9 protein-coding genes and 2 pseudogenes are annotated in these 12,049 nt (G+C 71.5%); 8 read left to right on the top strand and 3 right to left on the bottom strand.

The features are described 5' to 3' along the window. The first annotated feature begins 93 nt into the window (after positions 1 to 93). From OG472_RS37460 to OG472_RS37450, 3 genes are all read left to right on the top strand, one after another. Positions 94 to 642, top strand: a complete 549-nt coding sequence (locus OG472_RS37460) for a DoxX family membrane protein (protein WP_405942607.1) — start codon at positions 94 to 96, stop codon at positions 640 to 642. Between the two features lie 73 nt (positions 643 to 715). Then, the gene (locus OG472_RS37455) at positions 716 to 1,117 is read left to right on the top strand and encodes a hypothetical protein (protein ID WP_405942606.1); all 402 of its coding nucleotides are present in this window, start codon (positions 716 to 718) and stop codon (positions 1,115 to 1,117) included. 140 nt (positions 1,118 to 1,257) lie between these two features. Continuing rightward, positions 1,258 to 2,016, top strand: a complete 759-nt coding sequence (locus OG472_RS37450; protein WP_401605762.1) for a restriction endonuclease — start codon at positions 1,258 to 1,260, stop codon at positions 2,014 to 2,016. A 363-nt stretch (positions 2,017 to 2,379) separates the two neighbouring features. Here OG472_RS37450 and OG472_RS37445 read toward each other — a convergent pair whose 3' ends face one another. Further along, the gene (locus OG472_RS37445) at positions 2,380 to 3,495 is read right to left on the bottom strand and encodes an AI-2E family transporter (RefSeq protein WP_405942605.1); all 1,116 of its coding nucleotides are present in this window, start codon (positions 3,493 to 3,495) and stop codon (positions 2,380 to 2,382) included. Positions 3,496 to 3,763: 268 nt separating this feature from the next. On the opposite strand from OG472_RS37445, the pseudogene OG472_RS37440 reads away from it, so the two are divergent. Further along, positions 3,764 to 4,397 (top strand): annotated as a pseudogene (locus tag OG472_RS37440) (molybdopterin oxidoreductase family protein); the annotation flags it as partial. A 66-nt stretch (positions 4,398 to 4,463) separates the two neighbouring features. On the opposite strand, the pseudogene OG472_RS37435 reads toward OG472_RS37440, so the two are convergent. Beyond that, a pseudogene (locus OG472_RS37435) lies at positions 4,464 to 5,010 on the bottom strand (type 1 glutamine amidotransferase domain-containing protein). A 291-nt stretch (positions 5,011 to 5,301) separates the two neighbouring features. Here OG472_RS37435 and OG472_RS37430 point away from each other — a divergent pair. After that, complete coding sequence (locus OG472_RS37430) at positions 5,302 to 5,841, top strand: alpha/beta fold hydrolase (protein ID WP_405942604.1); 540 nt, start codon at positions 5,302 to 5,304, stop codon at positions 5,839 to 5,841. Between the two features lie 692 nt (positions 5,842 to 6,533). Here the strand turns inward: OG472_RS37430 and OG472_RS37425 are convergent. Next, entirely contained in the window at positions 6,534 to 7,115 is a 582-nt protein-coding gene (locus OG472_RS37425; RefSeq protein WP_401605758.1) for a hypothetical protein, read from the bottom strand. Between the two features lie 545 nt (positions 7,116 to 7,660). Between OG472_RS37425 and OG472_RS37420 the strand changes: the two genes are divergently transcribed. The 3 genes from OG472_RS37420 (at position 7,661) to OG472_RS37410 (ending at position 11,981) form a co-directional block, all read left to right on the top strand. Further along, complete coding sequence (locus tag OG472_RS37420) at positions 7,661 to 8,137, top strand: YybH family protein (protein WP_405942603.1); 477 nt, start codon at positions 7,661 to 7,663, stop codon at positions 8,135 to 8,137. 110 nt (positions 8,138 to 8,247) lie between these two features. Continuing rightward, positions 8,248 to 10,290 (top strand): hydantoinase/oxoprolinase family protein, encoded by a 2,043-nt coding sequence (locus tag OG472_RS37415; protein WP_405942602.1) that lies wholly within the window; start codon positions 8,248 to 8,250, stop codon positions 10,288 to 10,290. Further along, a complete protein-coding gene (locus tag OG472_RS37410) occupies positions 10,287 to 11,981 on the top strand; it encodes a hydantoinase B/oxoprolinase family protein (protein WP_405942601.1) in 1,695 nt (564 codons plus the stop codon). The genes OG472_RS37415 and OG472_RS37410 overlap by 4 nt, the downstream gene beginning before the upstream one ends. Positions 11,982 to 12,049 lie beyond the last annotated feature (68 nt).

The following is a 12,049-nucleotide window of genomic DNA, read 5'->3' as shown; positions in this document are numbered from 1 at the left end:
ACGGACGAGAACCCACGGAACGTGCTCCCGGGCCGACGGCAGACGAACCGACTCGGACCGGATGGACCGGCCGGGTGTGGGCAGCAGCGGAATATGGCTGTCCTACGAAAGCTCGCCCGCCCCCTGCTCGCCGCCTCCTTCGTCACCGGCGGACTGCGCACCCTGCGCCACCCCGAGGCCGTCGCGGAAGTCGCGGTGGTCGCCCAACCCGTCATCGGGGCGGTCGGGAAGCACGTCCCGGCCCTTGCCGGGGATCCGCTGCGGCTGGCACGCGCGATCGGAACGCTCCAGGCCGCGGCGGGACTGGTGTTCGCGACGGGGCGCGCCCCTCGCCTGGCCGCGATCACTCTCGCCGCCACGCTGGTGCCGACCACCCTCGCCACACACGCCTTCTGGACGGTGGAGGACCCTCAGGAGCGCGCCCTGCAGCGTGCTCACTTCCTGACGGACCTCTCCGCACTGGGAGGGCTGCTCATCGCCGCCGCGGACACCCACGGCAAGCCTTCGCTCGCCTACCGCTCCCGGCACGCTCTCGACCACCGGCACCCGGTGAACGCCGTCCGCCGCCCCGTCGAAGCGGCCGCGGCGCGTACGACCCACCACGCCAGGGTGGCCGCGGCCGCCCTCACCGGCTCCCGCTGAGGGCGGGCCACACCGCCGCCGCACCTCGGTCCCCGGCTGGCAGGGCCTTGAATTGAACGACGAGGAGGACGACATGGCAGACGCCCGTCGCACCGTCCGGCGGCCGTCCGTCGGCTCGCTGCTCCGGCCGGCCGTGCTCGGGCCGCGCCTCCTGACGGAGACCCTGGCCGTCGTCGCCCGGAGCGCCCGGCGCCGTCGTCGCGCAGGTATCGACGCCGTCTGCGCTAAAGCCGCCGAGCACCGGTCGTGCTCCGGCGGGGACGGAGCGGGTGTCACGGGCGGGACCCGGTGCCGGGACTCCTCTGCGGGCGCCGTCGGCCGTCGCGAGCGAGCCCACGAGGCGGTCGCGTCCCGTACCACCGGCCCCGACGACCTCGCCTCGCTCCTCGCCATGCTCGACCTGCAGCCCGGGCCTGAGGCGAAGGAGATCCGGCCCGGGGACGAAGGTGGCCACCCCGGGCGCGACCACACGTGACGAAAGCAGGCTCACGACCCCACCACCCGCCGTTTGGATCCGGCGATCCCGATCAGACGAAGAGGGAGATGCAACCGGGCCCGCTGTCCGCGGGCAGGGACGGCGGAGGCGAAGCGCGTGACGAGTGAGGAGGGGCCCGTATGACGGCTTCGGGAGGGCACCGGCGCGATGGGGGCGTCCGCGTGGCGTCGATGAGGCGTGACCTCGTGCTGGCGGTGGGTCTGGTGGGGATCTGCCTGGGCGGGGCCGCCGTCTTCGTCAAGGCGGCCGTGGAGACGGGTGGCGGCGTACCGGTGCTGCCCGTCGCCACCGTGCTCCTCCTGGCCGCCGGCATGGCGCTGGCGCGGTGGAGCATCGTTCCGGGCCCGCGCCGCTCCACCGCGCGCCGGCCGGGTCCCCCCGGCCCGATCGGGCCGGGGGCGCCGACACCCTGCGCTGGGTCAGCGGCCGGGCCGGAGCGCGCCTGTCTGCCCGAGGTCGACTCCCGCGCCCTGGACCATGCGGCGGTGGATGCCGACGGCTTCGAGCACACGGTCGCCGCGCTGTGCGCTCGGGATGGCTGCCCCCAGGTGGAAGTGGTGGGCGGAGCAGGGGACTTGGGAGCCGATGTGATCGCCACGACGGCGGACGGACTGCGCGTGGTCATCCAGTGCAAGCGCTATGGCGAGGGCAACCGGGTCGGTTCCCAGGACCTCCAGCGCTTCGGCGGCACCTGTTTCGCCGTCCACGAGGCCGATGTGGCCATCGTCGTGACCACCAGCGACTTCACCGCTCCGGCCACGGAGTACGCCGCCGCCTGCGACATCGTCTGCGTCGATGGCGCCGGCCTGGACGCGTGGACGGAGTCGCTCACGCCACCGCCATGGGACGCCGCCGCCGCGGCGCGGGCGGAGGGGTAACGGATGCAGGCACCCGAGACGGTGACCGGCACCGCAACGGAGCGTCGTCGTACGCGTGGGCGTGGGCGGCCTCGGGCCCGTCCGGCTCCCGCGGTGCAGGGGCTCCCGCATCCGTGCCCACTCACCGCGCGCCTGCCCCGGCGACCGGACAGTGACCCCCCGAACGAGCCCACTTCCCGGACCAGGCAGCCCCAGGAGTCGCGGCGTGGGCGAAACCCTGAAGGGCTGGTACAGGGAGCCGACCGAGCAAGCAGGCGTGCGACGCCCGCGCTGCTCGGCGGCTGATCGTCGGCCTGCGGTACCACCTCGTCGGTACCCGCGCGGGACTGCTTGGTCTCAACGGCAGATCGGCTGCGGAGCGTCCTACGACGGTGCAGGAACGGTGGGAAGCCGTTCGTCGGCCTCCGGCTCGTGCGGTGGTTCGCTGAGCTGGTCGCGCAGGTAGTTCCAGACGACGGCGACGAGTGCGGCGGCCGGTACGGCCAGCAGGCTGCCCGCGACGCCGGCCAGGCTGCCGCCCAGCGTGACGGCCAGCAGGACCACCGCCGCGTGGAGACCGAGACTGCGGCTCTGGATCATGGGCTGGAACACGTTCCCTTCGAGCTGCTGCACACCGACGATGATGGCCAGCACGATCAGCGCGTCCGTCAGGCCGTTCGACACCAGCGCGATGAGCACCGCCACCAGGCCGGCGAACAGGGCTCCCACGATCGGCACGAACGCGGAGACGAAGGTCAGGACTGCCAGCGGCAGCACCAGGGGTACGCCTACGATCCACAGGCCCAGGCCGATGAACACGGCGTCGAGGAAGCCGACGAAGGCTTGGGACCGGACGAACGATCCCAGGGTCTGCCAGCTGCGCGCGGCCACGACCGGAATGTCGGCGGCGAGCCGGCCGGGGAGTTGGCGGGTGAGCCACGGCAGGAAGCGGGGACCGTCCTTGAGGAAGAAGAACATCAGGAAGAGCGCCAGGACGGCGGTGACCAGGCCGTTGAAGACGGTGCTCACCCCCGTGACGACGGTGGAGACCGCGCTGCCAACGCTGTTCTGGAGGCGGTCCATCGCGGCGTCGGAGGCACCGGTGATCTGGTCGTCGCCGATGTTCAGCGGCGGCCCGGCCGCCCACTCGCGCAGCCGTTGGATGCCCTCGGACACGCCGTCGACCAGTTCGCCCGACTGGGAGGCCACGGGCACGGCGATCAGCGCCGCAATGCCCGCGGCCACCAGGAGGAACAGAACGGTCACCACGGCAGCGGCCAGAGCAGGCCGCCACCCCCGCCGGCGCAGGAATGCGGCCAAGGGCCAGGTCAGAGTGGTGAGGAACAGGGCGACTATGAGCGGCCAGACGACCGACCACATCCGGCTCAGAACCCACAGGGCCGCCGCCGCCATGACCAGGACCACCAACACCTCGGCGGAAACCCGTGCCCACGTACGGAGTGCGGCAGCAGCCTTCGCAGAGCTCAACGAGACAGACATGGGGTCACCCTATGCACTCTCCGTTCGCACTGGGGCACCGCCGATGACAGCCACGAGCGCTGGCCCGGCCGGCTCAAGTGCGGCGCCTGGCCTCATGTTCGGCCACGTTCGGCCAACAACCTCCGGACGCGCCCAAGTCGTGGTCGGCCGGCGTCGAGGCCGACGTCAGCCAACTGAAGCGGAGTCCGACACGGTCCGACGGGAGTTCCTGGAGCGCCGTACGAGGCATGGGAACCGCCCGCCTCTCGTCTCGTTTCCGCCCCGTTCCATCCAGGATCTCTTCCCGACCGAGACGACCGAGTTCGCCGACGTAGTGCTGCCCGCCGCCGGCTGGGGTGAGAAGAGCGGCACCTTCACCAACGCCGACCGCACCGTGCACCTCTCCCTGAAGGCTGTCGAACCACCCGGCGAAGCCCGCCCCGACCTCGGCATCTTCCTGGACTTCGCCCGCCGCGTGGACCTGCGCGACGCCTCGGACGAACCGCTCCTGCCGTGGCAGGATCCCGAGGAAGTCTTCGAAGCGTGGAAGGAGTGCAGCCGCGGCCGCCCCTGCGACTACAGTGGACTGAGCTACGCCCTGCAAGGCGATCCTGCGCACCGCTCCGTACGTGCCGCCGCCCGAACAGCCCGACGCCGACTATCCGCTGTGGCTCACCACCGGGCGCACCCTCTACCAGTTCCACACCCGCACGCGCACCGGCCGCGTTCCCGAACTGCGTTCCGCCGCACCGGACATGTGGTTCGAGATGTCCGAGGCCGACGCCGCGGCAGCCGGCATCGGGGAAGGCGACCTCGCCGAGGTGTCCACCCGGCGCGGCATGGTCCGAGCCCGGGTCCGTATCACCGGCATCCGCGAGGGCGTGCTCTTCCTGCCGTTCCACTACGGCTACACACGGACGGCGGCGGCGCTGCGCCTGCCGGCGAGGCCGCCGACATTGCGCCCCTGCTCCAGGACGGGCACCGTGCCGTCACGCCTGCGCCGCAAGGGTGAACTCCTTCACGAGCGTCGTGCAGAAGACGTCGAGGTCGTCGGGCCTGCGGCTGGTGACGAGCGTCGCCGGAGCCGCGCGGCACACCTGCGCTTCCTCATCGACCCAGGTGCCTCCCGCGTTGCGGACGTCGGTCGCCAGGCTGGGTCACGACGTCAGCGTCCCGCCGCGTGCGACATCGGCCTCGTTCAGGGTCCAGGGCGCGTGGCAGATGGCCGCGAACGGCTTGCCCGTCTCGAAGAGGCTCCGGATGAAAATCGACAGCCCGTTCGTTCATGCGCAGGGCGTCCGGATTGGCGACACCGCCGGGCAGCACGAGCGCGTCGAAGGCGTCCGAGGTGTCGCCGGCCGGCAAATGCTCGACGGGATAGGCGTTCGCCTTGGCGAGGTGGTTGAAGGCCTGCACCCGTCCGGGCTCGGTCGAGACCAGCTGCGGGATCCGGCCGGCCGTCTCGACGGCCTTCCAGGGCACGGTGAGCTCGGCCTCCTCCACACCCTCCGGGGCGGTCAGAAACGCGATGCGCATGGGGCTCACCCCTTTCGTGGGGGTGTCGGTCACCCCCGTGGACCGCCGCTGCCGCGTCGGAGCAGCCCGGCGGATGCCCCGCCGCCTCGCGCCCGGCGTTCGACGCGTTCCTTGCGCGCCTTCCCCGGCCGGCGGTCCTGACCGGGACGCGGCAGATCAGTACGCGTCCGCGCGTCGGCGGGGCCCGGCCGGTCCGTCGGATGAGCGGGTGCGGGTGCCGAGTGACGGGGTGCGGTCCTCCGGGCAGGCCGGTCGTACGATCGACGGGGGGCTCCTGGAAGAGCGACCACCATGACGCCAGAGCGACGACCCGTCGTCCATGAAGGGCACTTCGTCCACCGCGGAGCCCGCCTGGTCTTCGACGACGCCGGCGAAGGGCCGCTGGCCGTGTACGCCCACGGTGGCTTCGTCAGCCAGGCCGTCGAGGACCGAATGGGCCTCTTCGACTGGGCGCCTGTCCTGCGTGCGGGTCGTCGACTGGTCCGCTACGACGCGCGGGCGCACGGAAGGTCCACGGGCGGGCCGTCGCCTTCCGAGTACACCTACCCCTCCCTCGCCGACGACCTGCTGGCCCTGCTCGACCATCTCGGCGCCGGCCGGGCCGTCGATGCCATGGGGGCCTCGATGGGATGCGGCAGCGTGCTGCACGCGGCGGTCCGGGAGCCCGACAGGTTCTCCCGGCTGGTCATGCTCATCCCTCCGACGGCATGGACGACCAGGGAGGCGTACGCCCGGGCCAACAGGAGTGCTGCCGAGACGGTCACGCGCGAAGGGCCGGGCGCCTGGCTCGCAGGCAGTCCGCAGGAGCCTCACACGGGCCGTCGCGGCTGAGGGTTCCGCCCCGCGCCCGAGCCACCCGTCGACTCGCAACAGTCACAGCCACGGCCTCGCCGCCTGAGCCCCTCACCTGACGCGACCTCACCCCGTGAACGCGGCGTCCGGGGTCGGCGACGGCCGGGCGGTCCGCGACCTGGCGGGTTTGACCAGGAACGAGGGCCCTCGTCCCCCGTCACCCCGCTGGACTGTAGTGCGGAGGCGCCGTACGACTCGGTGCGCGCATTGTGGAATGGAGGCGGGTGCGCAGGTGCACGAGGGCGTCATAGTCAGCGAACTCAGTGAACCTGGTCAGCAGGCGCCCGATCAAGACGTCGTCGCCGGCCCCCACTGCGCGCACGATCGCCTCGACTGTCTCCCGCACCGCGGGAGACAGTCCCACAAGGCCTGCCATGCCACTGCCAAGACCATCCCGTGCCCCAGCAGGCCACTCTGTCAAGACGCCCCGTACGGTGTCCCTTTGGACGGAGGAGGCGGGCACCGTTCCGGCTGGGTGCCCGCTCGGTGTGGTCATGCACGGATCTTGCGCTCGTGCGAGAACAGCCAAACTCGGCAACCCTGCTGAAGATCCCTACCCACACCAGGGGGTGCAGCTCGTCTCGTTAAAGCATCCACGCCTGACCGGGGGGACAGCGAGAACGACGGAAGGCGTCCGCGCCAGCTGCGGCCTTGACCGGATCCGCGGTCGCTCAGTAGGAGTTACGGGAGACCTTGATCAGCTTGCACTCGATCCTGTCCCCGGACTTCGCGGACTTCGCCACGTCGAATGCCAGGGCCCCGGCGTTGTCGTCCGTGTACTTCTGGCCGGGTGCGAGGTTCTGACCGGTGGAAACGATGTCGCTCTTCTTCTCGCCGTTGACGGTGATCTCGCCCTCGACGAGGTAGTTGAAGCGACGGTCACCGCTGTTGATGTACTCGATCTGGAGGTCGAGTTCCTTGATTCCGTACTCGCCAGCCTTCACCTTGCAGGACGTGACCTTCACGTCCTTGGTGATATCCGGCTGGTCGACCTTCGAGCTGCCGCCGCCCCGGGCAGCGCCGTCAGGAGCGACGGCTGCGGAGTCGTGGTTCTTGTCGAGCTCCTTGCCTGCGTCGCTGGCGGCCTTGGTGAACACCAGCCCACAGCCTCCGATCAGAATCAGACCGAGGACAGTGGGGATACCGCATCCCAGCGCCACCTTGAGGCCCGTGCTCATGCCCTGCTTCGGCGGGGGCTGGTACCCGGCCGGCTGGTGCGGATTGCCGGGACCGGACTGCGGCTGCGTGGACATGGAACAACTCCTGGGGGTCTGCGTGAGCAGCGCTCAAGTAACAGGCAGGCGGTCTGAGCCGGCCGGTGCGCGAGGGCGAGCACGAATTTCAAGCCGCCGGGCCCGGTGCCGCGAGGACGCGGAACCGTCGAGGTACGGGATGCCCGCGCGTCTCGGGCCGCCCCCGACGCCAGGTGGATACAACAGCCCAACGCCCCTGGGACAGGCCGGTTACCGGCAACACGCCCGCCGAAGCCTCCGAAATCCAAAATGGCCGGATCTCACAGCACGTGGCCGGTCTTGCATTCGGTGACGCGCAGGCTGGGGCGCTAGCTCATCCCCCTACCGCCCGAGATCCGCCGCCCGGACGCCGGCAAGCGGTCATCGGCAAGGTCCCGAGCACCCCAAACCCAGCCGGCATCCCCTGCTCCTCGTTCGACGCCACCCTTCTGCGCACCGTGAAAGGCGCAGGCGCGCAACATGCGTTCCTAGCCGTGTGTAGGTTGGCTGCCCGTCGCTGCCCCGCACAGCGCGACCTCTCCCCCACAGTTCCAGGAGGCTCCTCCATGCCCTCGTACCCGGTTTCCCCCGTCGGCGCCCGGCCCGGCGCTACCCCTGACACGGCAGCCGCCGTGTGGCAGGTGATCACCAGCATGTATGAGGCCTACTCGGCCGGGGACCGCGCGCGGATCGACGCCTGTCTGGACCCTGAGGCGACCGTGTGGGATTCCGGTACTGCCGGGCTGCTCTTCGGGAAGCGGGACCTGGATCGGGTACGCGAGGAACGCCCGGCCGGTGGTGAGGGGCCGGTGGAGACCGGGCTGGAGCCATACGGGCAGGTCGTGGACGTCTTCGGTGACATCGCGGTGCTGCGCTTCTGGCTGCGGGTGGACTTCGCACACGACCCGACGGCCGGTGAGCTGCGCCCCGAGCTGGTCCGCAACACCGCCGTCCTGCAGAAGGGCGTCGACGCGGGGTGGCGCATCGTCCACCTGCACGAGGACGTGCAGCAGCCGGGCGGTGTCCCGGTCGACGCTCCCTGAACCGGGCGCGGCGCACTGCGGCGTCCCGCCACCCGTGCGCGGCGCACAGCCCACCCCAAAAGCCTCGGGCTAGCGTCCTCGGCGATCCCCTGAGGAAGCCGGGAGGCGCAATGACATACCGGGTGGCCATGGACATCGGTGGAACGTTCACCGACGTCGTCGCCTATGACGAACACAGCGGTACCTACTTCGCGGCCAAGGCGCCCACGACCCCGGGCGACCTGGCCGAGGGAGTCTTCGCCTCACTGGGCCGGGCGGTGGACTCGCCCGGCGACATCTCCTTCTTCGTGCACGGCACCACGCAGGGCCTCAACGCCCTGCTGGAACGCAAGGGCGCCCGCGTCCTGCTGCTCACGTCGGCCGGGATGCGGGACGTCTACCACATCGCCCGCGGCAACCGGGACCGGATGTTCGACCTGCACTACCGCAAGCCGGAGCCACTGGTCGAGCGCCGCGACACGATGGAGGCGGGCGGCCGCTTCGACTCGCGCGGCACCGAGCTCGAACCCCTCGACGAGGACGCCGTACGGGCCGCCGCCCAACGCGCGAAGGACGAGGGCTTCGACGCGGTCGCCGTCTCCTTCCTCTTCTCGTACCTCAATCCGGACCACGAGCTGCTGGCCGGGAAGATCCTGGAGCAGGAGCTCGGCGAGGACGTCGTCGTGGTGCTGTCGCACCAGGTGGCCGGCGAGTGGCGCGAGTACGAGCGGACGTCCTCGGCCGTCCTGGAGGCGTACACGGGCCCTGTGGTGCGCCGCTATCTGGGCCGGATCGAGGGGCGGTTCGCGGAGCACGGCCTGACCGTCCCGGTCCAGGTGATGCAGTCCTCGGGCGGCATCGTGAACGCCGCCTACGCCCGCCGCCACCCCTTGCAGACCCTGCTCTCCGGTCCGGTCGGCGGCACCATGGGCGGCGCCGCGGCCGCGGGCCTGCTGGGCCGGCGCAACGCGATCTGCGTGGACATGGGCGGCACCTCCTTCGACGTGTCGCTGGTCCTCGACGGCCGCCCCGACGTCTCCAACGAGGGCTCGGCGGACGGCTTCCCGGTCCTGATGCCGCTGGTCAACCTGCAGACCATCGGCGCCGGCGGCGGCTCCCTCGCCTACGCCGAGGCCGGGGGCCTGCGCGTGGGACCGGAGTCCGCCGGAGCCGTCCCCGGCCCGGCCTGCTACGGGCGCGGCGGTATCCAGGCCACCGTGACCGACGCCAACGCGGTGCTCGGACGCGTCGACCCGGACTGGTTCGCCGGCGGCCACATGACGCTCGACGTGGCCGCGGCCCGGCAGGCCGTCGCCGATCTCGCCGGTGAGCTCGGTCTGGAGCCGCTGGAACTGGCGGGCGGGATCTGCGAGGTGGCCAACGCCAAGATGGCTCAGGCGATCCGTACGCTCACCGTCGAACACGGTCTGGAACCGGGTGAGTTCGTCCTGCTGGCGTTCGGCGGCGCGGGCCCGATGCACGCAGTGGAGATCGCCCGCGAGCTCGGCATCGGCGAGGTCGTCGTGCCGCGCTTCCCCGGCGCGTTCTCCGCCTGGGGCATGCTCGGCACCGAGGTCCGCCGCGACCTCACCCGCCAGTTCTTCACCCGGGGCGCCGACCTGGACGGCGAGGCCATGGCCCGCGCGCTGGCCGACCTGGAGGACGAGTCGCTGGCCGCACTCGCCGAGCAGGGCGTCCCCGTGGAGCGGCAGCGGGTCGAGCACGTCGTCGACATGCGGTACGAGGGCCAGGACTACGCCCTCCCCGTGCCGCTGCTCTCCGCCACCGAGCCGGCCGGCGCCGACTTCCTCGCCACCGCTGCCGAGCGCTTCGCCATGCTCCACGAACGCCGCTACGGGCACGCCACGCCGGAGGCGCCCGTCGAGTTCGTCACCCTGCGCAGCACCGCGCTCGGCGCACTGCCCGAGGCCGCACCGGTGCCGTACGCCGCCGACGAGGCCGCCTCCGGCACGGCCCGGCAGCGGCCGGTCGTGTTCGGCGGCCGCTCGTACGACACCACCGTCCTGCGCCGCGAGCGCCTCGCGCCCGGGCAGCGCATCGACGGGCCCGCGGTCATCGTGGAGGCCACCTCCACCACCGTCGTCCCCCCGGACTCGTCGGTCGCCGTCGACGAGAACGGCTTCCTCGTCATCAAGGTTGGAGCCACGGCATGACCGACACCGACAGCCGGGTCGTCGACCCGGTCACCACCGAGATCATCCGCTGCGCGCTCATGCAGGCCGCGGAGGACATGAACACCACCCTCATCCGGTCCTCCTACACGCCCACCATCTACGAGGCGAAGGACTGCGCGGTCGCCCTCCTCGACCGGGACCACAACGTGCTCGGCCAGTCCTCGGGCCTGCCGATCTTCCTGGGCAACCTGGAGGTGTGCACCCGGGCCACCGAGGAGATGTACGGCCCCGATGTCTGGCAGCCCGGCGACGTATGGGTCCTCAACGACTCCTACATCGGCGGCACCCACCTCAACGACGTCACCGTCTACGCGCCGATCTTCACCGAGGACGCCGCCGACGGTGAGCTGATCGGCTTCGCCGCGTCCCGTGCGCACTGGATCGACATGGGCTCCAAGGACCCCGGCGGTTCGATGGACTCCACCTCGATCCATCAGGAGGGCCTGCGGATGGGCCCGTTGAAGATCTACGAGGGCGGCGAACCCTGCGAGCAGGCGCACTCGTTGATCGCCCGCAACGTCCGCTTCCCGCAGCCCACCCTCGGCGACATGCGCGCCCAGGTGGCCTGCGCCCGTACCGGCGCGAAGCGGTTCGCCGAGATCGTCCGCCGCTGGGGACTGCCGACCGTCCTCGCCGCGCGGGACGCCATCTTCGCGCAGACCGAGCGGCTGGAGCGGGAGCAGATCGCCGCCATCCCCGACGGTGTCTACGAGGCGACCGGCTACCTGGACAACGACGGCATCGACCTGCGCACCCCGCTCCATGTCACCGTGCGGGTCGAGATCGACGGCGACCGGATGACCATGGACGTCACCGACTGCGCCGACCAGGCCACAGGGCCCGTCAACTGCGGTGCGGCGCAGACCGTCGCCGCCTGCCGGGTCGGCTACAAGCTGCTGGTCAGCGGCGACGTCCCGCTCAACGGCGGTTCCTTCCGGCCGCTGGAGGTCCTCACCCGGCCTGGAACCATGCTCGCCGCCGTCGAACCGGCGGCGTGCCAGTACTACTACTCCCACCTCGGGCTGGTCATCGACCTGGTGGTCAAGGCGCTGGCGCCCGCGGCCCCCGCGCGAGCGGCTGCCGCCAGCTACGGCGACTCGATGATCGTGCAGTTCACCGGGACCGACCCGCGCAACGGCAGGCTCTTCGTCTCCCAGGAAGCTACGGTCGGCGGCTGGGGCGCCTGGCAGACCGACGACGGCGAGTCCTGCCTGATCAACAACGTCAACGGCTCCCTGCGGGATATGCCCGTCGAGGTGCTGGAGACGCTGTTCCCCGTACGGGTCACCGAGTACGCGATCCGTACCGACTCCGGCGGGGCGGGCCGCACCCGCGGCGGCAACGGCGTGGTGCGCCAGTACGCGTTCGAAGCCGACCAGAACCTGTCGCTGTGGTGGGAGCGTTCCGTGACCCCCGCTTGGGGTGTCTTCGGCGGCGGCGCCGGCGCGGCGCCCCGCGTCGTCCTCAACCCCGGCCGGGACGGCGAGCGCGAACTGCTCAAGGTGAACGCGCTGGCAGTGCGCCGGGGCGACGTGCTGCGCTGCGAGAGCGGCGGGGGCGGCGGCTTTGGTCCCGTCGCGGAGCGCCCCGCCGAGGCGGTACGGGAAGACCTCCGGCAGGGCCTGCTGAGCCGTGGGCGGGCAGCGTCCGCCTACGGCGTGGAAGCCTGACCTCCCAGCGCTCCGACTCCACCCTGAACCGGGCCCGGTTGCCGAATCCCCCACGCGGCGACCGGGCC

It is taken from the genome of Streptomyces sp. NBC_00207 (assembly GCF_045160965.1).
In the GTDB taxonomy this organism is placed as follows: domain Bacteria; phylum Actinomycetota; class Actinomycetes; order Streptomycetales; family Streptomycetaceae; genus Streptomyces.
The sequence above is the reverse complement of the archived record's forward strand: the minus strand, read 5'-3'. Positions and strand labels throughout refer to the sequence as shown.

Coding starts and splice junctions, on each gene's coding strand:
- OG472_RS37460 (WP_405942607.1), top strand. CDS start 94: ATGGCTGTCCTACGAAAGCTCGCCCGCCCCCTGCTCGCCGCCTCCTTC.
- OG472_RS37455 (WP_405942606.1), top strand. CDS start 716: ATGGCAGACGCCCGTCGCACCGTCCGGCGGCCGTCCGTCGGCTCGCTG.
- OG472_RS37450 (WP_401605762.1), top strand. CDS start 1,258: ATGACGGCTTCGGGAGGGCACCGGCGCGATGGGGGCGTCCGCGTGGCG.
- OG472_RS37445 (WP_405942605.1), bottom strand. CDS start 3,495: ATGTCTGTCTCGTTGAGCTCTGCGAAGGCTGCTGCCGCACTCCGTACG.
- OG472_RS37430 (WP_405942604.1), top strand. CDS start 5,302: ATGACGCCAGAGCGACGACCCGTCGTCCATGAAGGGCACTTCGTCCAC.
- OG472_RS37425 (WP_401605758.1), bottom strand. CDS start 7,115: ATGTCCACGCAGCCGCAGTCCGGTCCCGGCAATCCGCACCAGCCGGCC.
- OG472_RS37420 (WP_405942603.1), top strand. CDS start 7,661: ATGCCCTCGTACCCGGTTTCCCCCGTCGGCGCCCGGCCCGGCGCTACC.
- OG472_RS37415 (WP_405942602.1), top strand. CDS start 8,248: ATGACATACCGGGTGGCCATGGACATCGGTGGAACGTTCACCGACGTC.
- OG472_RS37410 (WP_405942601.1), top strand. CDS start 10,287: ATGACCGACACCGACAGCCGGGTCGTCGACCCGGTCACCACCGAGATC.